The sequence below is a fragment of the Nonomuraea sp. NPDC050202 genome (assembly GCF_040656115.1).
Lineage (GTDB): Bacteria > Actinomycetota > Actinomycetes > Streptosporangiales > Streptosporangiaceae > Nonomuraea.
On record NZ_JBFALF010000027.1, the window covers coordinates 102,493 to 128,391 of the forward strand.

Consider the following 25,899-nt stretch of genomic DNA (forward strand, 5'->3'; position numbering starts at 1 on the left):
CCCTTTAGGCACGCACAGTAGTCATATGCGTTGCGAACTCGAGGTCGAGCAGCCGCCGACGATCACCTGGGGCCGCGCCGCCCCGTACTCGCCGGGCGGGGACGAGACGTGCGTGCTGCCCATGCCCGGCGTGATCCTCGCCCGGGCCGGCGAGCAGATCGAGCGGGTCCGCACGGCCTGGCGCGCCACCCGCTACGAACGCTTCCTCCCGGAGGCGAACCACGCCCTCCTGCACCGCTTCGCCGGCGCCCTCGCCCGCGTGCTCCCCACCGCGACCACCACCCCGTTCACCGTGGACGACCTCATCGCCGCCGGCCTCCTCCCCCGCCACCGCCGCCTCGTCACGACCCTCCTCCGCCTGCTGCGCGAACACGACCTGGCACACCCGTGGCCCGAGGACGGGTGCTCGTGGCCGGAGGGCAGGTGGCTTCTCACCAGCCCGGCCGACCCCGACGAGCTCACCCGCGAACTCCTCCAGCGGCACCCCGCCTTCCTCGCCGAAGTGGCGCTCAGCACCCGCGTGGGACGCCACCTCCCCGCCGTGCTGCGCGGCGAGCGCAACCCCCTCGACCTGCTCGATGACGGCCTCCTCCGGCACCTGTACGACGTCGCGCCGGTGTGCCGCTTCACCAACCGGGTGGCACGGGCCCTGCTCGGCCAGATCATCGCCGCCTGGCCGGGCGAGCGCACGTTGCGGGTGCTGGAAGTGGGCGCGGGCACCGGCGGAACCACCGCCGCCCTGCTCCCGCTCCTGCCGCCCCACCTCACCCGCTACACCCTCACCGACCCCAGCCCGCTCGCCTGCGCCGCCGCCCGGCACCGCTTCTCCGGCCACGGCTTCCTCGACCACCACCGGCTCGACCTCAACACCGACCCCACCTCCCAGGGCTTCACCTCCGGCGGCCACGACGTCGTGATCGCGGCCAACGCCCTGCACACCGCCCGGGACCTGCCCGCCGCGCTGGACCGCGTACGCAGCCTGCTCGCCCCCGGCGGGCACCTGCTGGCCATCGAGACCCACGACCCCGGCCCGCTGCTCGGCGCCTTCGGCACGCTGGAGCACGCCTGGCCCGCCGAGGACGACCCCCTGCGGCCGCGCACCGTGCTGCTGCGCCGCGAGCAGTGGCCGCCGCTGCTGCGCGAATGCGGCTTCACCCACATCGCCCGGGCCGGCGACGACACCCGCTCCGGCCGGGACGCCTTCTCCATCCTCCTGGCCGCCCGCCCCCGCGCCCGCACCCGCCCCCGCCCGCTCCCGCCCGCCGCCACGAAGACCCGCTGGATCATCGCCGCGGAATCCGAGAACGAGCTCCCCCTGGCCGACGCGGTCGCCCGCCTCCTGACCACACCGGACGGGAACACCACCCCGTCCGGACCCGCTCGAAACACCACAGCCGGCACCCCCGAAAGCGGCACCGCCGAAGACGGCACCACCAGAGGCAACGCGACCGGACGCGACGCGGGCACGGCGACGCGAGGCGGCGGGGGCGGCGCGGGCACGGCAACGCGAGGCGGCACGAGCGGCGTGACCGGAGACGGCGCGGGCTACGCGACCGGAGGCGCCGCGGGCGGCGTGGGGCGGGCGGTTGCGGTGCTCGCCGGGCAGGAACCCGAGCGGTGGCGGGACCTGGTGTCCGGCCGACCGGCCGACGAGAGAGTGGCCGTCACGTTCGTGCCCGCCGAACGCGCCCCCCACCCCGACAACGAGCCGCCACACGCGGGCACAGGCTCTGACGCAAGCGCGGGCGCGGGGGCGGGGGTGCTGCGAGCCATCGCACGGGCCTTCGACGCGCTCCCCGCATCCGTCAGGCGATCACTGTACGTCGTGACCCGCCCCTCCACCCCAGGACGACCACCCGCCCCCGCCGACGCGGCCATCCGGGAGGCCGCCAGGTCCATCGCCCGCGAGCACCCCGCCCTGCACCTTCCCCACATCACCCTGCACCCCGGCGAGACCCTGGCCGCCGACGCCCGCAGGCTGGCCCGCGAACTGCTGTCCACCCCGGGCGAGCACGAGATCGTCCTGACACCGAGAGGCCGCTTCGTCATCCGCGAGCTGCCCCACACCCCTCCCACCCCCTACGTCCTCGACCTCGAAGATTCCGACGACCCAGAACCCGCATGGATCCGCACCACCCCACCCCCACCCCCCGGCCCCGGCATGGTCACCGTCGAAGTACGCGCCGCCACCTTGCCCCCAGCCCCGGCAAGGAGGCCGGGCACCCGGCAGACCGGATGGTGGTCCTGCGCCGGCCTGGTCACCGCCGTGGGCGACGGCGTTTCCGGCATCAGACCGGGCGACCGCGCGGCCGGGCTCGCCCCCGGCGCGCCCGCCTCCCACGTCCTCACCTCGGCCCGCCTCCTCACCACCACCCCCGCGGGCACGACCGACGCCGAGGCCGCCACCGCGCCGCTGCCGAACCTGCACGCCCACCTCGCCCTGACCGTCCAGGCCAAGCTGTCACCGGACGAAACCCTGCTCCTGCACGACGACGCCACCGGCTTCGGCCTGGCCGCGCTGCGGCACGCCCGCCACTGCGGCGCCCGCGTCGTCGCCGCCGCCCGGACCCCGGCCCAGCGCGACCTCCTGCTCACCTTCGGCGCCTGGCGGGTGCTGGACGCCCTCGCCCCGGACGCGCCCCGCCGGGTGCTGGAGCTGACGGACGGCCGGGGCGCCGAGGTGATGGCGGGGCCCGCCCCGTCCGGCTGGGACCGGGCGCTGGCCACCGACGGGCGGTACGTGGAGCTCGGCGCCGCGGACCCGTCGGATCCGGACGTGTTCGCCGAGGTCATGGCCGGAGCGGCGCAGGACTGGTGCCTGCCGCTGCCGTACGGCGCCTATCCCGCGGCCCGCGTACGGGATGCCCTGGCGTCGATGCGGGAGGGCGCGACCCTCGGTGAGATCGTGCTCTGCTTCGACCCGGCAGACGGCCCGGCCCTTTACGAAGTAGATCACGAAGCATCACCGCCTGATCAAGGGCCCGGCTTTGTCTAGCATGGGACAGGGTTCGTGCGTGGAGGGAGGCCTGTGGAAGAGAGCGCGGCGCTGGCCCAGCTCGCCCGGCGGCTCGAAGAGGTGGTGAACGATCTGCGGGGACTCCCCGTGGACGTCGAACGACTGGAGGACAGCCCGCTCGTCCGGCAGCGGATCTCCGAGGCCGCGCTCTCCGCCGACGAGTTACGCGCCATGCAGCCGGTGGGGCTGCCCGACACGGCACGGGACGAGCGCACGACCCGGCGCGAGAACCTCGACGCCCTGGAACGCGGCATGCGGATGCGGACGATCGTGCACGCCGGCGTGCTGGACAAACCGCTCCACGCGGCGCGGATCAGGCAGTTGCACGCCGCCGGCGATCTGCATCGGGTGGTCGACGAGCCGATCCAGCAGTTGGTCATCTTCGACCGCACGGTGGCCTTCCTCCGGCCCACCCCCGTCGCCTACGCTCCCGGCGCGCTGGTGATCAGGCAGCAGAGCTTGATCACCGCCCTGATCGACCTGTTCGAGCGGACGTGGGCCAGGGCCAGGGACGTCACCGAGCCGACACACCGGCTGACCGCGAGGGAGCGCGAGGTGCTCGCGCTGATCGCCGAAGGGCGCTCCAACAGCGCCGTCGCCCGGGCGCTGTCGATCACGGAGGCGGCCGTGGGGAAGCACGTGGCCAGCCTGTTCGCCAAGCTGGAGATCCCGGCCACGGCCGACGACAACCGGCGGGTGCTGGCGGTGCTGGCCTACCTGCGGGGCACGGCCAGGTAGGGCCAGGCCGACCTCGCACTCGCCCCAGGGCCCGTGCGGGCGCGGCCCGGGGTGCCGTTCAATGATCGTCATGCAACGCATGACCGGACTGCTCATCGGCGCGATGTTCGGCGCCGTCTTCGTCTTCGTGAACACGCACGACCCGCTCAGCGGCACCGCCGTGCTCCTCCTCCGGGTGGCCGCCGGCCTGGCCGCGGCGGGCGTGCTCGCCCTGTGGTTCACCGCCGCCCGCGGGCAGCGCGACACCGGCGGCGCCCCGCGGGGAGCCATGTTCGGCCGGGGGTACCTCGCCGTCGTGGCCGCCGAGGCGGTCCTGCTGTTCGGCGGCCTGCGGGTGCTCGCCGCGCTGGGAGCTCCCGGGCAGGCCAACGTGGCGTGGGTCGCGCTGGTGGTCGGGGTGCACTTCGTCGCGCTGGCGCCGATCTGGAAGAGTTGGGACATCGCCGTCCCCGGCGCGGTTCTCACGCTGCTCGGCGTCGCGGGGCTCGTCCTCGCGCCGACGTCCGGGGCGGCCTGGGTGCCGTTCCTCAGCGGCGTGCTGTCGGGGATCGTGCTGCTGGCGGGCACCGTGACCGTGAGCTGGCGTACCGTGGCGGCCGGCACGCGCTGAAGCCCTGGCACCCGTCCGGCCGCGGCCCACAGCCGGACGCCGGTGGCCAGCCGGGCAGGGGCCAGCCAGGCAGGTGGCCAGCCGGGCAGGTGGCCAGCCGGGCAGGTGGCCAGCCGGGCTGGGCGGCCAGGCAGCCGGGCGGGCGGGCTGGGGGCGGGCGGCCGGGCGGCCGCTCGGCCCGTGATCCGGACGTCAGCAGGCCGCTGCCGCGTGGCGCATCAGGGGCTCGGCGGCGGTGCGCAGCTCGTCGCTGAACGGTGTGGGCCGCAGCGTGGCCGGGTCGAGGTTGACGTTCACCCGATAGCCGTCGGCGTGCACCACCTCCCGGTCGGGCGACAGCACGCGGAACCCGTACACACCGCTGGTGCGGCCCAGCCGTTCGATCCAGAAGTGCACCACGGGCTCGCCCGCGCCCACGATCGGCGCGTGGTAGGTCACCTTGAACTCCCGCACCGCCAGGAACACGTCCTTGAACACCGATCGCGCCGCATCGGGCGACCAGCCGAGACGCTGCCAGTACGCCCCGATGGCCCGCTCGACCAGCAACGCGTACCGGGAGTTGTGCAACAGGCCCATGGCGTCGAGATCGTCGAAATGCACCTGGACAGGCTCGTGCACGCCGTCTGCCATCATCATGATCAATCCTCCGGGAGAAGTGCGGGCTCGGGGCAGAGCGCGCGCAGCCGCTGCAGGACGGCGCGGCGGGCGTGGGCGAGGGCGGCGGGCCCGTCGTGCAGGCGGGAGTGGATGATCACCATTTCCCCGAGCGCGTCGATCTCGTACGCGAGCTGCGCCGGGTCCGCGCCCTCCACCAGCTCGCCCAGCTCCTTGGCCTGCGCCACCAGCCGCTGGATGAACTCCTGCCACTCGCCCATGGCGCGCGCGACGCGGTCGTGCACGGCTCCTGGCCGGTCGTCGAACTCGGCCTGCACGGTGAAGAAGAAGCATCCGCCCGGCAACACGCCGTCGCCGTAGAACCGCAGCCGCGCCTCGTGCAGCGCGAACAGCCGCCGCACCCCGGCCGGAGCGCTCATGGCGGGCGCCACGACGTGCTCCTTCCACTGGCGGGCGGCCCATTCGACGGCGTCGAGCTGCAGCTGCTCCTTGTCACGCCAATGAGCGAAAAATCCGGATTTGCTGGTGCCGGTGGCCGCCGCCAGCCGGCCCAGCGAGAGCCCGTCCAGCCCCTCGACGGAGGCCAGGCCCACCGCCTGCTCGAGAATCACCTCCCGGCTGCGCAACCCGCGCAGCCGCCGGCCGTCCTGCGTCATGCCGCCAAACTATACGAACGATCGGTCGTTTGTATAGTTGGGCGCCTGACCACGGGCCGGCGGCGCGCGCGTCACCCCCCGCCCTTGATCTGCCTGAGGATGCTCTCGTCCGTGATCTCCGTGTCCCTGGCCAGGAGAAGGGCCTTGCTGAGGATGAGCGCCAGCCGGTCGTCCTCCTCGAACGGGAGGAACAGCCGCTCGTCGCGGCGCTGCTCGGGCACGATGCACAGGTAGACGTCGCCCGGGTCCATGAGGATGTTGCCGCTGCCCACGTGGATCTTGTAGGTGCGCAGGTCGCCGCGGACGACCAGGAACCGGTCCGTGAGGGTGCAGCGCCCGCCGATGGCCGTGCGCGGCAGGATGCGGGCCAGGGCGTCGCGGCGGACCTCGCCCGAGGGCTGCAGCGGGCCGGTGGAGGTGTCGCGCCAGTAGGTCAGGTGGCGGTCGTGCCCGCGGTCGGCCCAGCGGGGGTCGGCCGCGATCGAGGTCACCGCCACGAACAGGTCGACGTCGCGCATGGCCTCGCTGAACACCAGCGGCGGCACCTCGGCCAGCGGCGCCTCCCGCCAGGCGCCCTCGTCGCCGCGCCGGTGGAAGCGGACCTGGTCGGTGGTGGCGTACTCGCCAGGCTCGTCGTAGAGGTAGTCGTGGTGGAACGACACCCGCCAGCGGCCCTCCGCCAGCACCCGGGTGGCCGCGTCCGTGTCACCGCCGTCCCACGGGCCGAGCATCCTGGACTCCCAGTTCCTGGCCCGGAACATCGCGTACAGCCGCCGGTAGTCGACCACGTGCGCGGCGAACCGGTTGGAGTAGGCGGCCGTCTCCTCCTCGGCCGGCGTCAGCGGGTAGACCTCGCGGAAGGCCTGCTTGAACGGCTGCCTGACCCGCCCCTCCGTCACGGCCTCCCGCCACCGGGCCACCTCCTCGGCGCCCGCCCGCGCCGGATGCCACAACCGCACCCGCCGCCCGTCCACCCCGCCGTGCACCGTGCCGCCAATCGCGCCACCAATCGCGCCGTCCACCGCGCCGACCACCGCGCCAGCCGCCTCCGGCCCGCCCGCGGCACCCAGCCCACCCTCCGCGCCCAGCCCGCCCGCCGCGCCGTCCTCCGCACCAGCCACCGCGCCGACCGCCTCCAACCGGCTCGCGGCACCCAGCCCACCCTCTGCGCCCAGCCCGCCCGCCGCGTCCGGTCCGTCCTCCGCGGCGAGCCCGGGTCCCGGCGCGAACGCGGGCGGCAGGGCCCGCCACTCGCCGGGAGCGGCCTCCACCTCCCAGATCAGCCGGGCCGCCACCGTGCCCGCGATCGGGTGCCCGGCGACCCGCTCGCGCCACGTCCCGTACGGCCACGACATCTCCCCCGCGAACCCGGCCTCCAGCGCCCGGCACAGCGTCGTCACCTGCCGCCGCACCTGCTTGACCAGCTCGCGCAGCCGCTTGACCTCCTCGGGATGTTCCCTGCGCACCGCCGCCGGCACGCTCTTGAGCGCCTTGCCGCCCTGCCACCAGCCCAGCTCGAACTCCCCGCCCGCGCCGGGCGAGACCACCGCCGTGTGCTCCCCCAGCGGCACCTCCAGCCGCCCTCCGGGGCCGAACCCCAGGTCCGGCATGCGGAAGGCCACCTCGACCCGATCGGCCAGCCCCGGCTCGGCCTTCTTGATCATGCGGTCGAGCTGCTTGACCACACCGGCGTGCCGGGTCGCCGCGCGGGCCGCGCGCAGCGCCGTGACGGCCTCGGGCGTCGGGAACCGCCCGACCGCCCTGCCGATCTCGAACAGCAGCGCCTGCGACGGCAGCGTCTTGGCCTTCGTGGGCGCGACGGCCACCCGGGTCAGCAGGCTGCCGAGCAGCTCGGGCAGCCACGGCGCGTCGCAGTGGAGCGCCAGCCTCGCTGCCCGGCCGAGCGCCGGCACCTCGGCCGCGCTGAACGCCTTGTCTGCACGGTACGGCAGCTCGCCCGCGTGGATCGCGGCCAGCCGCGCCTCGGCCGCCTCCAGCGCGGAACGGGCGAAGTCCGCGTACGGCGTCAGCGCCGCCAGCCGCTCCCAGACGCCGGGCAGCTCGGGCGGCGACCCGTACGAGCGGGGCCCCACCTCGGCCACCAGCGCCCTGCCCGCGGGATCGAGCCCCAGCACCACATCACGCTCGGCCACCGCCAGCGACCCCTGCGGCTCGTCCATCGGTCTCCCTTCCACGTCCATCCCGGCGACCCCGGCCACGGCCAGCAGCGCGTACGGCTCCTCGAACCGCGAGTGCGCCACCATGAACTCCGTCAGCACCCGCGCGATCCCGGCCAGCCCGGCCCGCGGCGCCCCGCCGGGGCACCGCAGCAGCGCGCCCGCCGCCAGGCACACGTCGGCCCACTGGCGCCTGTCCAGCCCGTCGGCCAGCGCCTCGTAGAGCGCGAGGCAGGACTCGGGGGTGAACTCCGGCTGCCGCCGCCTGACCTCGTCCTCGACGACACAGCGCATCGAGAAGGCGGGGCCCGTGCCCCGGGTCCGGTAGGCGAGCGGCAGCAGGTGGCCCAGATCGGCCGCCGTCAGCCGGGACGCGTCGGGCCACGGGTGGGGGTAGCCGAGGCCGGGCTCGGTCAGGTGACGGTGGAGGTACTGGGCTTCCGGGGAGAGCAGGTGGATCACGTTCACGGGTCAGCAGGTTGCCGCACCCGACCGACAAAAGCACGCCGCCGCAGGCCGAGCACGGTCTCGCGCTCCGCGCGACCCCTCGTCCGCCATGACCCGGGCCGCCGATCCGGCCCCCCGCCGTGATCCGACCCCCCGTGATCCGGCCATGATCCGGCCCCCGCCGTGATCCGGCCCCGCCATGCCCCAGCCCTCGCCATGCCCCTGGCCCCGTCATGGCCCGGGCCCCCGTCATGACCCGGGCCCTGTCAGGACGCGGGCCGGCAGGCGGTGCCCGGCGGCGGGAGCCTGAGGGTCGTCAGGTACCGGTTGACGTGGGCGGTGACGCAGCCGCTCAGGCCCTGGAGGTAGAGGGTGTGGCCGTGCCCCTCGTACCGGAGGGTCGCCGAGCCGGGCAGGTGACGGACGATGCTCTCGACCTCGGTGTGGTCGATCCAGCTCCCGACCCCCAGGAACGGCGGCAGCCCGGCGGCGGGCAGCGGGGCCGGCGGGTTCGTGACGGGCGCGGGCCAGCCGGCGCAGGCCAGCGGCCACCAGGAGCGCTGCCCCGCGAAGTTCGGCGAGAGCTCGCGCGCCCTCCGCAGTGCCTTCCGGTACACCTCGTAGCCGCCGTACCCCTTGCCGTCGAGGCAGTGCGTCATGTTCTGGCCGACGAGCGAGGGCACCTTGGGGCTGCCCGACGCCTGCCGCACGTAGTCGGCGAACCCGGCGGCGTCACCGGCCGCGGCCTGCTCGATCGCGTCGGCGAGCTGGACCCAGCGCGGGACGTCCGGCTCGGTGCCCGGCGCGGTGAAGCTGGGGGCGGCGGCCACCTTCAGGTCGAACCCGCTGTACGCGGCCCTGGCCGGATCGTTCTTCACCGGCACCGGCGACCGGTCCGCGGCGGCCACCAGCCGGCGCCACACCTCCCCTGCGTCCCGGCCGTGCAGCGCGCAGGCCGTGGCCGACCGGCACCAGGCGGCGAACCGCTCCATCTGCTGCTCCGCGACCGCGTAACGGCGGGGCTCGCCGGCCGCGGCGTCCTCGGCGTGGGCGACGGTGCCGTCCAGGACCATGGCGCGGACCCGGGAGGGGAACAGGCGGGCGTACGCGGTCGCGGGCGTCCCGCCGTAGGAGTTGGCCAGGAAGCTCAGCCGCTCCTCGCCCAGCGCGGCGCGGACGGCCTCGATGTCCCGGGCGACGGAGGCCGAGTCCATGTGGTCGAAGAGCTCGGGGTCGGCGGCGCGGCAGCGTTGCGCGTACTCGCGGTTGACCCGCTCCAGCGCCGCGTACTGGGCGCGATCCTGCGGCAGGGTGATCCAGGGTCCGGTGGCGAGGCACTCGTACGGCAGCGCCCCGCCGGGCTTGACGGTGTTGCGCGGCGCGAAGCTCACCACGTCGAACCGGTCGCGCACCTCCGCGAACCGCCCGTGGAACTGCTTCAGGTCGTCGATCCCCGACGCCCCGGGGCCGCCCGGGATCGAGAAGAGTGTGCCGATGCGGCGTTCCGCGCCTGAGGTCGGGAGCAGGCCGACCGGAATGTTGAGCTTCCGTCCTTCCGGGCGCTTCCAGTCCACCGGCACCTGTACGGTGGCGCAGCGCATGTCCCTGGGCGCGTCCTTGTCCGCGCACGGCCGCCAGGCGGGCGCGTCACCCGCGCCACGCGCCGCTGCCCCGCTCCCGGCGGACGGCTCCGGCCCCGATGACCCGCTCACGGTGGACGGCTCCGACCCTGACGAGCCGCTCACGGTGGACGGTTCCGAGCCCGGCGAGCCGCTCACGGTGGGCAGAGCCACCAGTCCTGGCGAGTCGCCCGGAGCCATCAGCCCGTTCGCGGGCCGCTCGGCCAGCGCCGGCGAGCCGGCGGCGGCGGGCACCGCCACCAGCCCCGTCACCAGCGTCGCGACCACCCCCACGGCCAGGGCCCGCACCTTGCGCCCCCTGGACGCGATCCCCGCCGCCCCCGCCGCCAGTGCCGCGGCGACGTGGGCGGCCAGCAGCCCGGCCGCCGCCTGCGGGGCGAGCACGCCGCCGCCCACCCCGGCGATCTGCTGCGGCAGGCTCTCGAACAGGTACGACCCGGCCTGCGCCCGCACCGGCGACGGCAGGACCCGGACGGCGAACGGCACCACCAGGAAGATCATGACGAGCGCGACCACGGCGCCTGGGGTGGAGTGGATGGCCGCTCCCACGCCCAGCCCGATCAGCGCCGCCGCCGTCATGGACAGCCCGGAGACGACGACCGAGGTGAGCACGCCCGGCTCGGACAGCCCGGTGCCCAGGGTCCGGCCGTCGAGCAGGATCTGACCGGCGCGGTCGCCGAGGACGGCCTGCGCGGACAGGTGCATGGCGAACGCCAGGACCTGCCCGCCGGCCAGGGTGACGGCGGCCAGCCCCGGCGCCTTGGCGAACAGGAGGAGCTGCCGCCGCGGCACCGCCACCAGGCTCGTGCGGATCATGCCGGTGGCGTACTCGGAGGTGACGGTGAGCGCGCCCAGCGTGCCGAACACGAAGTACGCGACCGGCAGCCCGGTGCCCAGGCCGTCGCCGTTGCTGGTGAAACGCAGCCGCTCCGCCGGCGTCTGGGCGTCGTACCCGCGGATCATCAGGTACGCCACCCCCGCGCAGACCAGCACCGCGAGGAGGGAGGCGGCCAGCAGGTAGCCGTTCGAGCGGAGCGAGCGGAGCTTGTGCCATTCGGAGGCGATCACGTCGATCATCGGGCCGCCTCCGTGACCGGACGGCGGGCGCCGTACTCGACGCTGTCCTCGGTGAGCTCCATGAACGCCTCCTCCAGGGAGGCGCTGCGCGGCGTGAGCTCCCGGAGCGCGATCCCCGCCCGCAGCGCGAGGTCACCGATGGCGGCCGCGTCCGCACCCCGCACGAGCAGAACCCCTCCCGCGCCGGCATCCGCCCGCCTCGGCTCCTCCGTGGTCACCGGCCGGCCCGGGTCCTCGGTGGTCACCGGCCGGGCCGGCTCCTCGGTGGTCACCGTGGCGCCGCGGGCGCGCAGGAGCTGCGCGAGCCGGTCCGGGTCCGCGGCGCGTACCAGCACGTCGCGGCGGAAGCGGCCGGCGAGCGCGTCCGTGGTCGTGTCGGCGATCAGCCGGCCGCGGCCGATGACGACGACGTGGTCGGCGGTCAGCGCCAGCTCGTTCATCAGGTGGCTGGACAGCAGGACGGTGCGGCCCTCGGCCGCGAGTGAGCGCAGCAGGTCGCGGATCCAGCGGATGCCCTCCGGGTCCAGCCCGTTCAGCGGCTCGTCGAACATCAGCACCGCCGGATCCCCGAGCAGCGCCGCCGCGATGCCCAGCCGCTGCTTCATCCCCAGGGAGAACCCGCCGATGCGCCTGTCCGCGACCTCCGCCAGCCCGGCCTGGCCGAGCACGGCGGCGACCCGGCGGGGGCCGATGCCGTTGCTGCGCGCCAGGCAGCCGAGGTGGGCGCGGGCGGTCCGGCCGCCGTGCACCGCCCCGGCGTCGAGCAGCGCGCCCATCGTGAGCATGGGGCGGCGCAGCGACGCGTACGGGCGGCCGTCCACCAGCGTCTCGCCGGCGTCGGGGATCTCCAGCCCGAGCACGGCCCGCATGGTCGTGGACTTGCCCGCCCCGTTCGGGCCCAGGAAACCGGTCACCAAGCCCGGTTTCACGGTGAAGGTCAGGTCGTCCACGGCGACCGTGCCGCCGTACCGCATGGTCAGGCCCCTCACTTCGATCACGTCTCTCCCTCGTCGTCCGCGTCGGCCCGCCCGGTGTCGGGCGGGCGGCGTGACCAGAGTGGCGGCCGGGAAGCCCTGCCTCCATGGGCGTCCGCCTACCGGCCCGGGTGGAAAATCGCCACCTCTGGGGTGGGGCCAGCCCCACCGCCTTCCGCTCGCGGGCAGGGCAGACTGCATGGGTGATCCGGACACGACCCGCGACCGGCGGCGACACGACGCCGAGTACTGCCAAGGCGCCGTCGACTCATGCACGCAGGCTGGTGAGGGGCCTGGCCGGGCGGGTGGCCGGAGCCGTCGCCGGCCTGGCGGAGCTGGTGCTGAACGCCGTCACCGGGCTGGTCGCGCTCGCGTTGCTGGTGCTGCTGGGGTTGAGCGCCGCCCTGGCGCCGGTGGCCGGTGCCGTGCCGCTCTCCCGTACGCTCGCCCTGGCCCGCCGCCTGGCCACGTCCCACCGCCGCCGGGCGGACCGGCCCCCGCGCGAGCCGTCACCACCGGCTCCCACCACCCGCCGCACCCTGCTCTGGCTGGCCGTGCACGGCGTGGCGGGCCCCGCTCCCCTGGCGGCGACGTGGGCGATGCTCACCGCCCTGGACTACGTCTTCTTCAGGCTGCACCCGCTGGAGCAGAGCTCGCTGAACACGTTCGCGCTGAGCCTGTCCATCGCGGCCATCGCCGTGGTCATCCTCATGTCCGTGTCCCTGTTCCGCACCGGCCAGGCCCGGCTGGCCCGGCTCCTGCTCGACCCGCCGCAGACCCCGGACGCCCGCATCCGGGAGCTGACCGAGTCGCGGGCCGCGGTGGTGGACGCGCGCGCCGCCGAGCTGCGCCGCATCGAGCGGGACCTGCACGACGGCGCCCAGGCCAAGCTGATCGCCATCCGCATGCACCTGGGCCTGGCGCGCGGCTGCCGCGACCCCGACGAGCTGCGGCGGGTGATCGACGAGGCGCGGCAGGTCGCCGGCGAGGCCCTGACGGACCTGCGCGACCTGGTACGCGGCATCCATCCCCCGGTGCTGGCCGATCGCGGCCTGGCGGGCGCCATCGAGGCGTCCGCGCTGCTCTGCCCCGTGCCGGTCACGCTCGACCTCGACCTGCGCGACCGGCTGCAGCCGCCCGTCGAGTCCGCCGTGTACTTCGCCGCCGCCGAGGCCCTGACGAACGTGACCAAGCACAGCGGCGCCTCCCACGCCTGGGTACGCCTGCGGCACAACGCCGGTGTGCTCCGCCTGACCGTGGGCGACGACGGCCACGGCGGCGCCCGCCGCGACGCCGGCACCGGCCTGCTCGGCATCGAGAACCGCCTGTCCGCCTTCGACGGCTCGCTCACCGTGAGCAGCCCACCCGGCGGCCCCACCGAACTGATCATGGAGCTTCCGTGCGCGTTGTCATCGCCGAAGACCTCGCACTCCTGAGGGACGGCCTGGTCCGCCTGCTGTCGGCGAACGGCTTCGAGGTGGTGCAGGCCGTCGACAACGCCCCCATGCTGCTGCGGGCCCTGGTCGAGCACCGCCCGGACGTGGCCGTGATCGACGTGCGGCTGCCGCCCGGCTTCACCGACGAGGGGCTGCGCACCGCGCTGGAGGCCCGCCGCCGCGTCCCGGGGCTGCCCGTGCTGATCCTGTCGCAGTACGTGGAGCAGCTCTACGCCAGGGAGCTGCTGTCCGACCGCTCCGGCGGCGTCGGCTACCTGCTGAAGGACCGGATCGGGGACGTCGACCGGTTCGTGGACGCCGTCCGCCAGGTCGCCGCCGGCGGCACCGCGATGGACCCGGAGGTCGTCACCCAGCTCCTGACCCGCCGGGGCCGGGACGAGCCGCTGGCCACGCTCACCCCGCGCGAGCGCGAGGTGCTGGAGCTGATGGCCGAGGGCCTGTCCAACCTGGCCATCGCCGCCCGCTTCCAGGTCACCGACAAGGCGATCGCCAAGCACACGAACAACATCTTCACCAAGCTCGGCCTGCCCCCGTCCGACGACCACCACCGGCGCGTCATGGCGGTCCTGGCCTACCTGCAGTCCACCCCGTCCGCGAGCCGTCGCACGTAGCGGGTGCCGTTCACCCGGCGTCGGCGCGCGGGGCCTGGAAACGCTCGTAGTTGGCGACGGTCGACAACGAGCGCGGCTCGGCCCGGTCGAGGTACAGGACGCCGTTCAGGTGGTCGGTCTCGTGCTGGGCGATGCGCGCCGGCCAGCCGGACAGCTCCATCTCGTACGGGCGCCCGCTGCCGTCGGCGGCCGACAGCCGGACCAGTGCATGCCGCGGGACGACGGCGGTCAGTCCCTCGACGCTCAGGCAACCCTCGTAGAAGGCGTGGTAGCGGGACCCGAGAGGGGTCACGACGGGGTTGACGAGCTCCAGCGGCGGCTGCGGCGCGCGCTCCCGCTCGGCGGCGACCCCCGCCGGCACCTCGGCGGGATCCTCGATGACCGCCAGCGCCAGGGGGATGCCGACCTGCGGAGCGGCCAGCCCCACGCCCACGCCCGGCAGGTGCCGGAACATCGCGTCGAGCAACTCGCGCAGCAGGGTGTCGGGGAGCTGGCCGTCGTACGGCTCGGCCCGGCGGCGCAGCACCGGGTCGCCGACCTGCGTGACGGACCAGGGCCTGGGCGCCGCCAGCAGGGCCTGCACCTGCTCGACCAGCTTCGCACCGCCGCTCATCGCACGCCTCCCGCCGCACCCGGGCGCCGCCCGCCGCCGGAGGTGTAATCGTGTTCCATGCGAGGGGTCCTTCCGTGCGGTGGCCGTTCATGGTCGCTGAGCAGACGGTAGAGCATGGGTGCGCCGCGGCGCACCACCCCCCGGCCCCTTCGCCCCCGCTGAAGGGGCCGGCTCAGCGGCTTGGCAGCTCCGCCGGAGCCTCGTTCTCCGGAGGCGTCGCCGCGGCCTCGGGCGGCGCGCCCGTCAGCGGCGTGGTGTCGTGGTACCTGACCTCGTACACCCGCTCCGTGAACCGCCACCCGTCGCCGGTCCGCCGGTACCGGTCGTGGTAGATCGCGAAGTTGGACTCCGCCCGCCCATCACGCAACCGCCCGAGCTCCTGCATGTACGCGCGGCCGGTCGCGGTGTCCCCCTCGATCCGGATCACGCCCGGATGCGTCGTCTGCACCAGGAACTCCACGAAGCCCGGCACCCGCCGCCCCCACGTGCGGATCTCCTCGGGGCCGGCGAGCTCGGCCGGGATGTTGGGCATCCGCAGCACGCCGTCCGGCGTGAACAGTGACGCCAGGCGGTCGTAGTCACGCATCATCGCCGCGTCGGTGAACTCGCCGCGCAGCGCCTCGATCTCGACGCGGTCGGCGATGGCCTGAAAATCGTTCATCGGTTTTCCTGCTCGCTGGATGGTGTGTCCTTCTCAGCAGTACGACGCCGCGACGCCGCGGAATGTGAGGTGGCCGCCGGCCGGCGCGCGATCGGCTGACGGCGTGGCGCCGGTTGTGCAAGCCTTTGCCCATGCTGCCGAACGAGGTGGAACGTGCGGTCTCCCGCTACCTGTCCGTGGCCGACCGGCTGGTTCCGGGGCGGGTCCGCGGGTTCTACGTCGTCGGCTCGGTCGCGCTGGGCGCCTGGCAGGCGGGCCGCAGCGACATCGACTTCGTCGCCGCGCTGGACGGTGACCTCGGCGAGCGCGACCTGCGCTGGCTGTCCCTGCTGCACAAGGCCGGCAACGTGCCGGCGGCCTGGCAGGCGCTCGTCCGGGCCCGCCCGGCCATCCCGGGCACGCTGAACGGCGTCTTCGTCGCGGCGGGCGACCTGGGCGAGCCGGTCACGCGCATCCGCCCCGTCGCCTCGCACAGCGGGTCGTCCTTCAAGCGGGGGCGAGGGTTCGAGGCGAACCCGGTGGTGTGGAAGGTGCTCCTGGAGAAGGGCGTCACGGTACGTGGCCCCGCCCCGGGCGAGCTGGGCCTCGACCCCGAGCCGGGCAAGCTTCGCGAGTGGAATCTGCGGCAGCTGCACGGCCACTTCACCACCTGGGCCGACAGGGCGCTGTCGAGCAGGCCCCCGCGCAAGCCGCTGCAGCCTGCCCATCGGGTGGCGCTGGCCACGGTGCTGTCGCCTCCCCGGCTGCACCACACGATCGTGACGGGGGAGGTGATCTCGAAGGAGGCCGCGGCGGAGTACGCGCTGGACACCTTCGAGGCGCGCTGGCACCCGCTGATCCGTCTCGCGCTGGCCCGGCGGCTCGGGCTGCCGGCGCCCGCCGGCGGCGACGCGTCCCTGGCCGATCGGCGCGCGCTGCCCCGGCTGGTAGGCGAGTTCATGCGCGAGGTGATCGCGAGCGCGGGATCCAGAGTGTGATCGTCTTCGCCGGGCCCGGCTCACGGCTCCTGGCCGCGTTCGGTTTGAGCAGGTCGATCCCGCAGCCGGCCGCGGCGGCGGAGAGCCCGGTTCAGGAGCGGGCGGCGGCTGCGCTCCGCTCCGGGGGTTCGAGCGGCGTGTCCGCGCATGTCGTCAATGTCGCGGGCCAGGGCGAGGAACGGCTGAAGGGCTCCTTTGAAATGGCCTGCCCGGCGGCTTCGCGCTTTATCCCGGCGTATGCGGCCCCCTAAAGTCCCCCTGGCGCGGGCATGAGGAAAGGCCCCCTATTGAAGGGGCCTTTCCCGGGCCAATCTAGTGCGCGGCCTCGTACTTCTGGATCACAGAAGAGGCGATGCGGCCGCGCTCGCTGACCGGCAGGCCGTGCGCCTTCGCCCACTGCCGGATCTCCTGGCTCTTCTCCTTGCTCATGGCCCGCGTCGCGCCGCCGGTGGTGCGGCGGACGCGAGGCCGCGACGTGTGGGTCGTCTCGTCGCGGCGCGCCTTGGCGATGAAGGGCGCCAGGGCCGCGCGTAGCCTGTCCTCGTTCTCGGGCTTCAGATCCATGACGAACCGGTCACCCTTGATGCTGAAGGAGACGGGGTTCTCGTCCTCCATGGGGGAGCCGTCGAAGTCGTCCGTGATCGTTTCAATCAACCTCTTGGCCATGCTGGCACTCCAATTCAGCCCCAGGTTGTGCGGTACTGTAGCGCTCTGCGCGATGCCGTCAAGCCGTATCGAGATTTACCGGAAATTTTCTGTGCGCGGACGGGCGGACCAGCATGAGTTCGCCTTGGTCATTCTACCTAAATAAATCTCCGTACCGGAAGATTCAGTCTTCAACCGTGCCGCTTTGAGCAGCCGGTCGTTTCATTGGAACCCGGCTGCCCGCACCCCGGCAGGCCTCCCTGCACCGCTTTTCGGGTATGTCGTTTTGGACTTTTCGACCGCTCGCCCGCTGTGATGAATGCGGCAGGCGAAGTAATTTGCAGCCATGCACAGGTCATGGGGCGCAAGTGCCCTGCCGCGCAAGACCGCTCGCTCATCCGTTGCCGCCGCCGTCCTCACCGCCGTCCTGGCTGCCGTGCCTGCCGCCGGCTGGGCCGGCTCGCCTGCCGCGCACGCGTCCGACGGCGCGTCCCCGGCTCCCGACCCGGTCGTCGTCTGGGACAGGAACGCCCAGACGGCCATCTACGAGGTCGCCGGCCAGCCGCCGCAGGTCACCGCGCGCAGCTTCGCGATGGTGCACGGGGCCGTCTACGACGCGGTGAACGCGATCGCGGGCAGCCCGTACCAGCCTTACCTGGTCGCGCCGCGCGCCACCGGGCGCGAGTCGACGAGCGCGGCCGTCGCCACCGCGAGTCACCTCGTGCTGGACGCCCTCTTCCCCGCCCAGCACGACCGGCTGCGGGCCCAGTACGACGAGGCCCTGGCGGAGATCCCCGACGGCAGCGCCAAGCAGCAGGGCGTGGCCATCGGCACCCGCACGGCCACCGCGATGATCGCCACGCGGAAGGACGACGGGGCGTTCGGCGATCAGACCTGGCCCGTGGGCACCCGGCCGGGCCAGTGGCGGCCCGCGCCTCCCGCCTTCGCCTCGGACGGCGCCTGGTTCGGGCACGTCAAACCGTTCGTCATCCCCAGCGCGTCCATGTTCCGCACCTCGGGCCCGCCCGCGCTCACCGGCCGCCGCTACGCCCGCGACCTGAACGAGGTCAAGTCGATCGGCTCGGCCACCAGCACCGTCCGCACGGCCGACCAGACGCAGGCCGCCGTCTGGTGGCACGACCGGCGGCTGACCGAATGGGAGATCAAGCGGCAGCTCGCGACGTCCCAGCGGCTGGACACGCTGCGGACGGCGCGCATGTTCGCGATGACGAACCTGGCCGAGGCCGACGCCACCATCGCGTGCTTCAACGAGAAGGCGGCGTGGAACTCCTGGCGGCCCGTCACCGCGATCCGGCTGGCCGGCGACGACGGCAACCCGGTGACGTCCCCCGATCCCGGGTGGACGCCGCTGCTCGGCACGCCGCCGCACCCGGACTACACCTCCGGGCACACCTGCTACACGGCGGCGAGCATGTCGGCGCTGACCCACTTCTTCGGGCGCGACGACCTGCCGTTCAGCGGCTACAGCGCCGACTCGGGGACCACGCGGCACTTCCGGAGCTTCTCGCAGGCGCTGGCCGAGGTGATCGAGGCCCGGGTGTGGGGCGGCGTCCACACGCGGTCGGCGGACGTGGCGGGGGCGAGGATCGGGAAGAACGTCACGGCCTACGTGGTCGCCCACGAGTTCCGGCCGAGGCCCTGACGCCGCCGCGCCGCGCACCGGCACCGGTGCGCGGCACCGCAGGCCGCCTTCCGGCCGAGACCCTGATGCCGCCGCGCCCGCGCCCGGTCATCCGGCGAAGTCGACGTCCTTCGTCTCGACCGTCCCGCCCGTGCGCCCCGGCGCCGTCTGGTACCTCCAGTAGAGGTTGGTGTGCGCGATCACCTTGTCGGGCGTGGGCGCGCCCCACTTCGACATGTCCTCGGTCGTGTGAGCGTCGCTGACGAGGATCGCGTCGTATCCCCTGACGAGCGCGCCGTGCAGCGTCGAGCGGATGCAGACGTCGGTCTGCGCGCCGGCGACCACCAGCCGCCCGGCCCCGAGCCCCTCCAGCACGCTCTCCAGCGTGGTGTCCTCGAAGGCGTCGGGGTAGCTCTTCTCGACCAGCGGCTCGTCGTCGCCCCTGCTCAGCTCGGGCACGATCCGCCACTCCTCGCTCTGCCTCGGGAGCTCCTCGTCGTTGTGCTGCACCCAGACGACGGGGACCTGCTCGACCCGCGCCCTGCCGACCAGGCTCGCCACGTTGGCCACCACCGCGTCGCGCTCGTGGGCCGCCGCCACGACGCCGTTCTGCACGTCGATGACGAGGAGCGCGGTCTTCGGCCGGTTCTCCAGTGTGGTCATGTTGCCCCCTTGGACGGTGTTTGTCGTGCATGACCGTACAACTACGGCTCCGCGTACGGAAGTTGACGGCTCCGGCTCGCCCAGGTGGAGGAAGAACCCGCTCGACATACCTGCGACATACCGGAAGGTCGTAGCGTGGCGTACCGCACACCCACCGGCTGCGGGCGTGGGTGCACGACGGGGGCCCCGGCGTACCGGCTCCTACGATCCGTTACAGTCGAGCGGCCCGTAGACGGCCGCTGGGGCACCCGTCGTGAGCGCCCAGTACCTGTCGCCGTAAGACCAGTGCCACCACTCGGTCGGGTAGTTGGTGAAACCTGCCGCGCTCATGGCCTGAGCGAGCAGGCGCCTGTTGGCTCGCGGCCGGGAGGGGAGCGCCGGATGGTGCGTGCAGCAGGCGCCACCGCTCTCCTCCGGTCCGGCGTTCACGGGGGTGATCGTCCGGCTGTGCGGCCTGCTGCCCCTCGCGGTGCGGACCGTGGGCGCGCGGCTGGCCACGCGGCGGCACTGGCCCCTGGCCACCATGGCCGCCAGGCTCACCGACGAGCGCCGCAGGCTGGACGAGCTCACCGCCGGGGACGTGGAGGTCCGGGCCAGTGTCAGCCTGAGCTACCGGCTGCTGGACGAGCAGGGCAGGACGGCCTTTGGCCGCCTCGGTCTCCTGAGGGTGCCCGACTTCGCGCCGTGGATCGTCGCCCCGCTCGACGTGCCGGTGAAGGACGCCGAGGCGCCCTGTCTCATCGTGGCCGTGTCCCGCGCCGCGGCGCTGAACCTGGACGTCGCCGCCTGCGACCTGGCCGCGGCGCTGTCCTTCTCGCACGTCTTCAACGCCAACCGGCTGAGCGAGTGGCACAGCCACGAGGCCGCGCTGGCAGCCGCCCGGCGCGCCGTGCGGGCCGGGTGGAGGTCCACCCGGCCCGCACAGGGCTGGACATGGTTCGGGCCCGCACCCGGTAGCGGGTGCGGGCCCGAACTGAGGCCGCGTCAGGTCAGGCGGCCACGATGTTCTCGGCCTGCGGGCCCTTCTGGCCCTGGACGATGTCGAAGGACACCTTCTGGCCCTCGTGCAGCTCACGGTAGCCGCCGTTGGCGACGATGTTGGAGTAGTGCGCGAAGACGTCGGCGCCGCCGCCGTCCTGCTCGATGAAGCCGAAGCCCTTTTCCGAGTTGAACCACTTGACGGTTCCGGATGCCATGGCGATCTCCTTAAAGAGATACGGAGTGACGCGATCCGCACCGTGCGGATCGCGGTGTCGCCGTGATGAAAGCCCATCCGGAGATGACCGGAAACACAAAACGCACCTGGAAACACTTCTGCCAGGTGCGTACGAAGTCTTTTATGGGTACAACAACTGCAACACTCATCAGTCTAGCACAGGTTTCCCGAGCACTGGACCACCCCTCGCACAGGGCGAGATTCGGCCGCCGGCGGGCGCCTTCGAGGCCACCCGCCGGGGGGTTCCGCACGAGCACGAGCCCCGCTGTTGTCAGGCTTTCTCGTGTGCGAGGGCCCGTGCGGGCGTCAGCCGCGTGGACAGGGCCCAGCGGCCGGGGCCGAAGACGGCGATGAGCAGGAAGCCCCAGCAGAAGAGGGCGGCCTTCTCGCCGCCGTTCTCGATCGGGAACAGCGCTTGGGGCTGGTGAACGACGAAGTAGGCGTAGGCCATGGTGCCCGAGCAGATGACGGCGGCGGCGCGGGTGGCCACCCCGAGGACGACGAGGGTACCGGCGACCAGCTCGATGACCGCGGCCCACCACCCGGGCCACTGCCCGAAGCTCGGCGCCGGGCCCTGGGGGCCGCCCAATACGTTGAAAAGGGTCGCCGCGCCGTGACAGGCGAACAATAATCCGGTCACGAAACGGTAGCAGGCGAGGAAAAGCCCCTGCTGTTTGAGCAGCGTATCCACGACGACGTCCTTTCCATCGAGGCGAATCCGGGAGCAACGTTTGGGAGCGCTCCCACAAGCTTCGAGAGATGGGGCGTCCGGTGTCAAACATGAGCCATCCGCGAAACACCGCTCATAAACGCGTCGGACGTGCCCTACATGGTCGGACGCCCGCTTCCTAAAACTTTCTTGACCATGAAATTTTCACCCCGTGGACGAGATCCGCCCGAGCAGCGGGCGCGGTACCGGCGTCAACCGGATCACGGTGGAGAAGTCGGCAAGGCGCCGGCACCTGCCTCGCCGTCGAGGTTGGGAAGCATCCGCGCGCCTTCGTATGATCGCCGCCACCGGCGTTCCGGGTTTCGGGAGGAGTCGCCGAAGGCCGGAAACAGCCGTGGAGCCCCGGCAGAAGAGCTCTCACCACAAAACTCAGCGGGCTGGTCGTCCAGATAGTTGCGCTCGATCGACCATTCCCGCGCCAGGTGTCTCCTTCTTCTCTTTCTTCGATGACAAGTTCGTCGCTACTGCTGATGCCGGTTCTGCGGTAGAAACTGCATCACCCTTTCCGGAGTGGGAGGCGTGGGATGCGGTTGTGGCCGATCAGTGAGAAGCGCGCGGCGCGGGTGGTGGCGGCGACGTACGGGACCGGACTGCGCGCCGAGTTCCTCCTTGTGCACCGGTTGTTCGAGAGCTACCGCGACTCGGACCCGGACGGCTCACTGCTCGCCCGCGCCTATCAGGACGGGGTCGATGGGGCTCGGGATGAGTAGCGGTGCGGCGCGCGCCACAAGGTCAGCCGGCGAGTGACCGCGCTCCTTCCCCGCTCGCTCCACGTCGAGCACGATGAGTTTCGCCGAAGTTTCCGGTCTGTACCGGCAGACCCGATCGACCGAACCCAAGGAGGGCCTCATGGCCGCCACCTACACCTTCGACGTCTTCTCCAGCCTCGACGGCTTCGGCGCCGCCGGCGGCAACTGGACCGGCTACTGGGGCAAGCAGGGCCCCGAGCTGCTCGACCACCGCCTCGCCGTGTACGAGCAGGAGCAGCGCATGGTCTTCGGGGCCAACACGTACCGGGCCTTCGCGCGGATGCTGGCCTCGAGCACCGAGGAGTCCGAGGTGCGTGACCCCTGGGTGACCCGGATGCGGAACCTGCCGGCGACGGTGGTGTCGAACACGCTGGAAGGATCCCTCGACTGGCCGGGCGCGACCATCGCGCGCGGCGACGCCGTCGACGTCGTCGCCCGGCTCAAGGAGGAGTCCGACGTGCCGTTGCGCTCGCACGGCAGCCTGTCGCTGAACCGGGCGCTGATGGCCGCCGGTCTGGTGGACCGCGTCCAGGTGACGCTCTTCCCCGTGATCACCGGTCAGACCGGGCTGGACCCGATCTTCCAGGGCGGGGCCGACTTCGACCTCGAGCTGATCGAGTGCCGGACGCTCGACGGCCGCGTCCAGGAGCTCGTCTACCGGCCCAGCCTGCATGTCTGAGCCGCCCTGTGGCGTCCGGCCCTGAACAGCTGAGGTTTTCCGCAGGACGGCCGGGCGGAGCACCGCATTCCGCCGGGAAGCCGATCTCCCTAGCGTTGATCACATGATGCAGACACTGATGAACGTGCTGGTGGCGGCGACCGTGGCGGCCGGCGGGCAGGACCTCGGGGTGGGCCAGGAGCTGGAGCGGATCGTGGCGGGCAAGGGCGCGACGGCCGCGCTGGCGCGCGTCTCCGACGGCAACCGGACCTGGACGGGCGCCGCCGGCGTGCGGGACGTCGAGCGCGGCGGGCGGCCCTCCCCCAACGGCTACTTCCGGATCGGCAGCGTGACCAAGACCTTCGTCGCGACCGTGGTGCTCCAGCTCGCGGACGAGGGCAAGGTACGGCTCGACGACCCCATCGACGAGTACCTGCCGGGCCTGGTGCCGGACGGCGAGCGCGTCACGGTCCGCCAGATCCTCAACCACACCAGCCACCTGTACGACTACATGAGCGAGCCGGGTTACTCGACCAACCGGTGGCGCGGCGAGGCCCGGTTCCGCTCCTACCAGCCGCGCGAGCTGCTGAAGGTGGCCTTCGCCAAGAAGCTGCCCGACGACGGCAGGTGGCACTACTCCAACACCAACTACGTGGTGCTCGGGCTGCTGGTCGAGAAGCTGACCGGCAACCCGTACGGGCAGGAGGTCGAGCGCCGCATCCTGCGCCCGCTGAAGCTGCGCCACACGCTGGTGCCGGGCGACCGGGCGGGGCTGCCGTCGCCGCACGCCAAGGGGTACGAGCCGCTGCCCGAGCTGGTGGACGCGACCCGGATGAACCCCTCTCTCGACTGGGCGGCCGGAGAGATGATCTCGACCACGGCCGACCTGGAACGCTTCATGTCCGCCCTGCTGAGCGGCAAGCTGACCAGCGCCGCGTCGCTGCGGGCCATGCGCACGACCGTCGAGACCGGGGCCGGGTTCGCCTACGGGCTCGGGTTGCAGGCGTACAAGCTGCCGTGCGGCACCGTGTGGGGGCACAGCGGCGAGCTGATCGGCTACCTGACGTTCGCGTTCCGCTCGGACTCCGGCAAGTCGCTCACCATGTCGTTCAACCCCTCGACGCGCAACCCGTCCACCGAGGAGGTCATGGGGATCGCCGTCAGGACCTTCTGCGGGTCCTGAGCGCGGTGTCGGCCCCGGGCGGGCCGCGACCCGGCTAGCCGAGCTGCTCGGACAGCCCGACGATGATGCCCTCGGGGCCGCGGACGTAGCAGAGCCGGTAGCTGTCCTCGTACCGCGCCAGCTCGCCGACCAGCTCGGCGCCGTGGGTGCGCAGGCGGGCGACGACGTCCTCGATGTCGTCGACGGCGAACATGATGCGGCGGATGCCCAGCGTGTTCGCCGGCGCCTGCTTGGGCGCCGGGCTGATCGCCTCCGGCGTGTGGAACCTCGCCAGCTCGATGCGACCGTGGCCGTCCGGGGTCCGCAGCATGGCCACGTCCTGCCGGACGCCGTCGATCGCGATGATCTGGTCCACCCAACGTCCCTCGACGGGGCCCCTGCCCTCCAGCTCCATGCCGAGTTCGACGAAGAACGCGATGACCGCGTCGAGGTCGTCGACGACGATGAGGACGTTGTCCATCCGCTGGATCGTCATGCTGTGCCTCCCTTGTCCGGTGCGGCCGCGGTGGCCGCATCCGCCCCTGGGACGGAGCCGCCGGGCCGTTCTCGACATGGTGGCAGCGGCATGGGGCCTGCCGTCACCGTGCCGTGGTCGTCATCGCGGCCGCCAGCAGCGTGCGCAGTGTCGCCAGCGCCCTGTCCGGGTCGACGAGGTCGGGCGCCAGCAGCCACTGCTGGTGCACGCCGATCCCGGCCCCGATGATCACCGTGGCCAGCGCGTCGGCGGGCAGTTCCGGCGGCAGCGGCAGACGTTCGAGCGACCGCCTGCAGTGCTCGCGCAGGGTGTTGTGGATCTCCACGTACCGGCCCTGGATCGGCGAGCCCGGCTCCAGCGCCTCCACCAGCAGGGTCACGAACAGCTTGGTGGTGGGCAGCACGAACAGGGCGGCGGCGGCCTCCGCCATCCGGTCGAAGCCCGCTTCCCCGCTCTCGGCCGGCTCCTCGCCGAGGCGCGCGCGGATCAGGTCCATCGAGCGTTCGAGCACGGCCAGCAGCAGGCCCTCCTTGCTGCCGAAGTGCCACGGGATCGACCCTCTGCTGATGCCGGACCGCTCCGCCACGTCCGCGAACGTGGTCTGCCGGTACCCCTTGGCCGCGAAGAGCTCGGCCGCCGCGGTGAGGATCAGCTCGCGGCTCTCCTGACTGGTCTGCTCTCGTCGTGTTGTCACGCCATCCCTCCTGTGCTACCAATCCTATTCTATGCTGGCCAACACAGGAGGCCGAAGAGATGAGACTTTCGAACACCGCGCACACCACCCGCCCCTGGCGGATCCACGCGCTGACCCCCGACTTCCGGGTCGAGGACGTGTGGGCGCTGCCCACCCCCGGCGGCCCCGGCGACCTGCCCCGGCTGGTGCGGCAGATGTCATCCGGCGAGGGCGGCTTCTCCGGCGCCGCCCGCGCGCTGTTCGCGCTGCGCTGGAAGCTCGGCCGGCTGTTCGGCTGGGACGGCCCGCGCACCGGCGTCGGCGCCCGGGTGCACAGCCTGCGCGAGCGGCTGCCCGCCGACCTGCGTGACGGCGAGCGCGGGCCGGACCTGCGCGCGGTCCCGCTGACCTCGGTGTTCCTGACCGGCGACGAGTGGGTGGCCGAGACGGCCAACCGGACCGTGCACACGCTCATGCACATCGGCTGGGTCCCGGACGGCTCCGGCGGCTTCAGCGCCCAGATGGCCGTGCTGGTGAAGCCGAACGGCCTGTTCGGCACCGCCTACATGGCCGCGATCAGGCCGTTCCGCCACCTGATCGTCGACCCGGCGCTGGTGCGGCTGATCGGGCGCGGCTGGCGGGAACGCTCCGGCGAGCCCAGCGCGGCCTGACCCTCTGACACACCATCAAGAAACCGAGGAGATCGCCATGAAGAGGGGGCGGCGTCGGCCGGTGCGCGATGGCCGCGTCACCCGCGCCCTGGCGCCGAGCGGTTCCGGGGCTCGGGCGTGCGGGCCGAAGGCCGGGGTGACGTCGGACGCGGTGAGGATGCGCCTCCAGGGCCACCCCGGGGAGGCGTCCTTGACTGCGGATCCACAGTTCCTTGATCTGGCGTGCACTCCCCTGCCTCCTCCGGGAATCGCATGTTAACGTCATTAGCATCAATTGTTATGGGCATTAACATCGGAGGAAACCGCGATGGCGTCATCAGCGGTG

The 25,899-nt window shown here is 73.0% G+C and carries 26 protein-coding genes; 12 read left to right on the forward strand and 14 right to left on the reverse strand.

Annotated elements, in window-relative coordinates; all coding sequences use genetic code 11:
• Positions 1-25 precede the first annotated feature (25 nt).
• The 3 genes from AB0I79_RS45380 (at position 26) to AB0I79_RS45390 (ending at position 4,364) form a co-directional block, all read left to right on the forward strand.
• On the forward strand, positions 26-2,995 hold the full coding sequence (locus AB0I79_RS45380; RefSeq protein ID WP_357887135.1) for a methyltransferase: 2,970 nt from the start codon (positions 26-28) through the stop codon (positions 2,993-2,995).
• Positions 2,996-3,028: 33 nt separating this feature from the next.
• Positions 3,029-3,754: a LuxR C-terminal-related transcriptional regulator gene (locus tag AB0I79_RS45385; RefSeq protein WP_357887138.1), complete on the forward strand. Its 726-nt coding sequence runs from the start codon at positions 3,029-3,031 to the stop codon at positions 3,752-3,754.
• A gap of 70 nt (positions 3,755-3,824) precedes the next feature.
• Positions 3,825-4,364 carry a hypothetical protein gene (locus tag AB0I79_RS45390; protein WP_357887141.1) on the forward strand — a complete coding sequence of 180 codons (540 nt, stop codon included), beginning with the start codon at positions 3,825-3,827 and terminating at the stop codon, positions 4,362-4,364.
• Positions 4,365-4,556: 192 nt separating this feature from the next.
• On the opposite strand, the gene AB0I79_RS45395 is transcribed toward AB0I79_RS45390, so the two are convergent.
• From AB0I79_RS45395 to AB0I79_RS45415, 5 genes are all read right to left on the reverse strand, one after another.
• Complete coding sequence (locus AB0I79_RS45395; RefSeq protein WP_357887144.1) at positions 4,557-5,000, reverse strand: thioesterase family protein; 444 nt, start codon at positions 4,998-5,000, stop codon at positions 4,557-4,559.
• A 2-nt stretch (positions 5,001-5,002) separates the two neighbouring features.
• Positions 5,003-5,635, reverse strand: coding sequence for a helix-turn-helix domain-containing protein (locus AB0I79_RS45400; RefSeq protein ID WP_357887147.1), 633 nt, complete (start codon positions 5,633-5,635; stop codon positions 5,003-5,005).
• 71 nt (positions 5,636-5,706) lie between these two features.
• Positions 5,707-8,280, reverse strand: a complete 2,574-nt coding sequence (locus AB0I79_RS45405) for a DUF4132 domain-containing protein (protein ID WP_357887150.1) — start codon at positions 8,278-8,280, stop codon at positions 5,707-5,709.
• 245 nt (positions 8,281-8,525) lie between these two features.
• Positions 8,526-10,976: an alpha/beta fold hydrolase gene (locus AB0I79_RS45410; RefSeq protein ID WP_357887153.1), complete on the reverse strand. Its 2,451-nt coding sequence runs from the start codon at positions 10,974-10,976 to the stop codon at positions 8,526-8,528.
• Entirely contained in the window at positions 10,973-11,974 is a 1,002-nt protein-coding gene (locus AB0I79_RS45415) for an ATP-binding cassette domain-containing protein (RefSeq protein WP_357887156.1), read from the reverse strand. Before AB0I79_RS45415 ends, AB0I79_RS45410 begins: the two co-directional genes overlap by 4 nt.
• A 179-nt stretch (positions 11,975-12,153) precedes the next feature.
• On the opposite strand from AB0I79_RS45415, the gene AB0I79_RS45420 reads away from it, so the two are divergent.
• Together AB0I79_RS45420 and AB0I79_RS45425 are read left to right on the forward strand one after the other, a co-directional pair.
• On the forward strand, positions 12,154-13,386 hold the full coding sequence (locus tag AB0I79_RS45420; RefSeq protein ID WP_357887159.1) for a histidine kinase: 1,233 nt from the start codon (positions 12,154-12,156) through the stop codon (positions 13,384-13,386).
• A complete protein-coding gene (locus AB0I79_RS45425) occupies positions 13,350-14,018 on the forward strand; it encodes a response regulator transcription factor (RefSeq protein WP_357887162.1) in 669 nt (222 codons plus the stop codon). The genes AB0I79_RS45420 and AB0I79_RS45425 overlap by 37 nt, the downstream gene beginning before the upstream one ends.
• A gap of 10 nt (positions 14,019-14,028) precedes the next feature.
• Here the strand turns inward: AB0I79_RS45425 and AB0I79_RS45430 are convergent, their stop codons facing one another.
• Positions 14,029-14,631 carry a peptide deformylase gene (locus tag AB0I79_RS45430; RefSeq protein ID WP_357887165.1) on the reverse strand — a complete coding sequence of 201 codons (603 nt, stop codon included), beginning with the start codon at positions 14,629-14,631 and terminating at the stop codon, positions 14,029-14,031.
• Between the two features lie 172 nt (positions 14,632-14,803).
• Positions 14,804-15,292: a nuclear transport factor 2 family protein gene (locus tag AB0I79_RS45435; protein ID WP_357887168.1), complete on the reverse strand. Its 489-nt coding sequence runs from the start codon at positions 15,290-15,292 to the stop codon at positions 14,804-14,806.
• 131 nt (positions 15,293-15,423) lie between these two features.
• Here AB0I79_RS45435 and AB0I79_RS45440 point away from each other — a divergent pair, with 131 nt between their 5' ends.
• Together AB0I79_RS45440 and AB0I79_RS45445 are read left to right on the forward strand one after the other, a co-directional pair.
• Positions 15,424-16,269, forward strand: coding sequence for an aminoglycoside adenylyltransferase domain-containing protein (locus tag AB0I79_RS45440; protein WP_357887171.1), 846 nt, complete (start codon positions 15,424-15,426; stop codon positions 16,267-16,269).
• Positions 16,266-16,520: a hypothetical protein gene (locus tag AB0I79_RS45445; RefSeq protein WP_357887174.1), complete on the forward strand. Its 255-nt coding sequence runs from the start codon at positions 16,266-16,268 to the stop codon at positions 16,518-16,520. The genes AB0I79_RS45440 and AB0I79_RS45445 overlap by 4 nt, the downstream gene beginning before the upstream one ends.
• Before the next feature lie 61 nt (positions 16,521-16,581).
• On the opposite strand, the gene AB0I79_RS45450 is transcribed toward AB0I79_RS45445, so the two are convergent.
• Positions 16,582-16,935 (reverse strand): Lsr2 family protein, encoded by a 354-nt coding sequence (locus AB0I79_RS45450; protein ID WP_357887177.1) that lies wholly within the window; start codon positions 16,933-16,935, stop codon positions 16,582-16,584.
• A gap of 325 nt (positions 16,936-17,260) precedes the next feature.
• Between AB0I79_RS45450 and AB0I79_RS45455 the strand changes: the two genes are divergently transcribed.
• Complete coding sequence (locus AB0I79_RS45455; protein WP_357887180.1) at positions 17,261-18,577, forward strand: vanadium-dependent haloperoxidase; 1,317 nt, start codon at positions 17,261-17,263, stop codon at positions 18,575-18,577.
• An 87-nt stretch (positions 18,578-18,664) separates the two neighbouring features.
• Here the strand turns inward: AB0I79_RS45455 and AB0I79_RS45460 are convergent, their stop codons facing one another.
• From AB0I79_RS45460 to AB0I79_RS45475, 4 genes are all read right to left on the reverse strand, one after another.
• Complete coding sequence (locus AB0I79_RS45460) at positions 18,665-19,219, reverse strand: isochorismatase family protein (RefSeq protein ID WP_357887183.1); 555 nt, start codon at positions 19,217-19,219, stop codon at positions 18,665-18,667.
• Between the two features lie 201 nt (positions 19,220-19,420).
• Positions 19,421-19,789, reverse strand: a complete 369-nt coding sequence (locus AB0I79_RS45465) for a M15 family metallopeptidase (protein WP_357887186.1) — start codon at positions 19,787-19,789, stop codon at positions 19,421-19,423.
• A gap of 419 nt (positions 19,790-20,208) precedes the next feature.
• On the reverse strand, positions 20,209-20,415 hold the full coding sequence (locus AB0I79_RS45470) for a cold-shock protein (RefSeq protein WP_357887189.1): 207 nt from the start codon (positions 20,413-20,415) through the stop codon (positions 20,209-20,211).
• 291 nt (positions 20,416-20,706) lie between these two features.
• Positions 20,707-21,126, reverse strand: a complete 420-nt coding sequence (locus tag AB0I79_RS45475; RefSeq protein ID WP_357887192.1) for a DoxX family protein — start codon at positions 21,124-21,126, stop codon at positions 20,707-20,709.
• A 563-nt stretch (positions 21,127-21,689) separates the two neighbouring features.
• Here AB0I79_RS45475 and AB0I79_RS45480 point away from each other — a divergent pair.
• The 3 genes from AB0I79_RS45480 to AB0I79_RS45490 all read left to right on the forward strand — a co-directional run bounded on the left by AB0I79_RS45480 (position 21,690) and on the right by AB0I79_RS45490 (position 23,755).
• Positions 21,690-21,875, forward strand: a complete 186-nt coding sequence (locus AB0I79_RS45480) for a hypothetical protein (protein ID WP_357887195.1) — start codon at positions 21,690-21,692, stop codon at positions 21,873-21,875.
• A 139-nt stretch (positions 21,876-22,014) separates the two neighbouring features.
• On the forward strand, positions 22,015-22,593 hold the full coding sequence (locus tag AB0I79_RS45485; protein ID WP_357887198.1) for a dihydrofolate reductase family protein: 579 nt from the start codon (positions 22,015-22,017) through the stop codon (positions 22,591-22,593).
• Between the two features lie 103 nt (positions 22,594-22,696).
• Positions 22,697-23,755, forward strand: a complete 1,059-nt coding sequence (locus AB0I79_RS45490; protein WP_357887201.1) for a serine hydrolase domain-containing protein — start codon at positions 22,697-22,699, stop codon at positions 23,753-23,755.
• A 34-nt stretch (positions 23,756-23,789) separates the two neighbouring features.
• Here the strand turns inward: AB0I79_RS45490 and AB0I79_RS45495 are convergent, their stop codons facing one another.
• Complete coding sequence (locus AB0I79_RS45495; RefSeq protein ID WP_357887204.1) at positions 23,790-24,230, reverse strand: VOC family protein; 441 nt, start codon at positions 24,228-24,230, stop codon at positions 23,790-23,792.
• A 103-nt stretch (positions 24,231-24,333) separates the two neighbouring features.
• Entirely contained in the window at positions 24,334-24,924 is a 591-nt protein-coding gene (locus tag AB0I79_RS45500) for a TetR/AcrR family transcriptional regulator (RefSeq protein WP_357887207.1), read from the reverse strand.
• A gap of 59 nt (positions 24,925-24,983) precedes the next feature.
• Here AB0I79_RS45500 and AB0I79_RS45505 point away from each other — a divergent pair, with 59 nt between their 5' ends.
• Positions 24,984-25,574: a DUF2867 domain-containing protein gene (locus AB0I79_RS45505; RefSeq protein ID WP_357887210.1), complete on the forward strand. Its 591-nt coding sequence runs from the start codon at positions 24,984-24,986 to the stop codon at positions 25,572-25,574.
• Positions 25,575-25,899 lie beyond the last annotated feature (325 nt).

Coding starts and splice junctions, on each gene's coding strand:
- AB0I79_RS45400 (WP_357887147.1), bottom strand. CDS start 5,635: ATGACGCAGGACGGCCGGCGGCTGCGCGGGTTGCGCAGCCGGGAGGTG.
- AB0I79_RS45410 (WP_357887153.1), bottom strand. CDS start 10,976: ATGATCGACGTGATCGCCTCCGAATGGCACAAGCTCCGCTCGCTCCGC.
- AB0I79_RS45490 (WP_357887201.1), top strand. CDS start 22,697: ATGATGCAGACACTGATGAACGTGCTGGTGGCGGCGACCGTGGCGGCC.
- AB0I79_RS45480 (WP_357887195.1), top strand. CDS start 21,690: ATGCGGTTGTGGCCGATCAGTGAGAAGCGCGCGGCGCGGGTGGTGGCG.
- AB0I79_RS45390 (WP_357887141.1), top strand. CDS start 3,825: ATGCAACGCATGACCGGACTGCTCATCGGCGCGATGTTCGGCGCCGTC.
- AB0I79_RS45460 (WP_357887183.1), bottom strand. CDS start 19,219: ATGACCACACTGGAGAACCGGCCGAAGACCGCGCTCCTCGTCATCGAC.
- AB0I79_RS45470 (WP_357887189.1), bottom strand. CDS start 20,415: ATGGCATCCGGAACCGTCAAGTGGTTCAACTCGGAAAAGGGCTTCGGC.
- AB0I79_RS45435 (WP_357887168.1), bottom strand. CDS start 15,292: ATGAACGATTTTCAGGCCATCGCCGACCGCGTCGAGATCGAGGCGCTG.
- AB0I79_RS45455 (WP_357887180.1), top strand. CDS start 17,261: ATGCACAGGTCATGGGGCGCAAGTGCCCTGCCGCGCAAGACCGCTCGC.
- AB0I79_RS45495 (WP_357887204.1), bottom strand. CDS start 24,230: ATGACGATCCAGCGGATGGACAACGTCCTCATCGTCGTCGACGACCTC.
- AB0I79_RS45440 (WP_357887171.1), top strand. CDS start 15,424: ATGCTGCCGAACGAGGTGGAACGTGCGGTCTCCCGCTACCTGTCCGTG.
- AB0I79_RS45505 (WP_357887210.1), top strand. CDS start 24,984: ATGAGACTTTCGAACACCGCGCACACCACCCGCCCCTGGCGGATCCAC.
- AB0I79_RS45395 (WP_357887144.1), bottom strand. CDS start 5,000: ATGATGATGGCAGACGGCGTGCACGAGCCTGTCCAGGTGCATTTCGAC.
- AB0I79_RS45485 (WP_357887198.1), top strand. CDS start 22,015: ATGGCCGCCACCTACACCTTCGACGTCTTCTCCAGCCTCGACGGCTTC.
- AB0I79_RS45380 (WP_357887135.1), top strand. CDS start 26: ATGCGTTGCGAACTCGAGGTCGAGCAGCCGCCGACGATCACCTGGGGC.
- AB0I79_RS45430 (WP_357887165.1), bottom strand. CDS start 14,631: ATGAGCGGCGGTGCGAAGCTGGTCGAGCAGGTGCAGGCCCTGCTGGCG.
- AB0I79_RS45450 (WP_357887177.1), bottom strand. CDS start 16,935: ATGGCCAAGAGGTTGATTGAAACGATCACGGACGACTTCGACGGCTCC.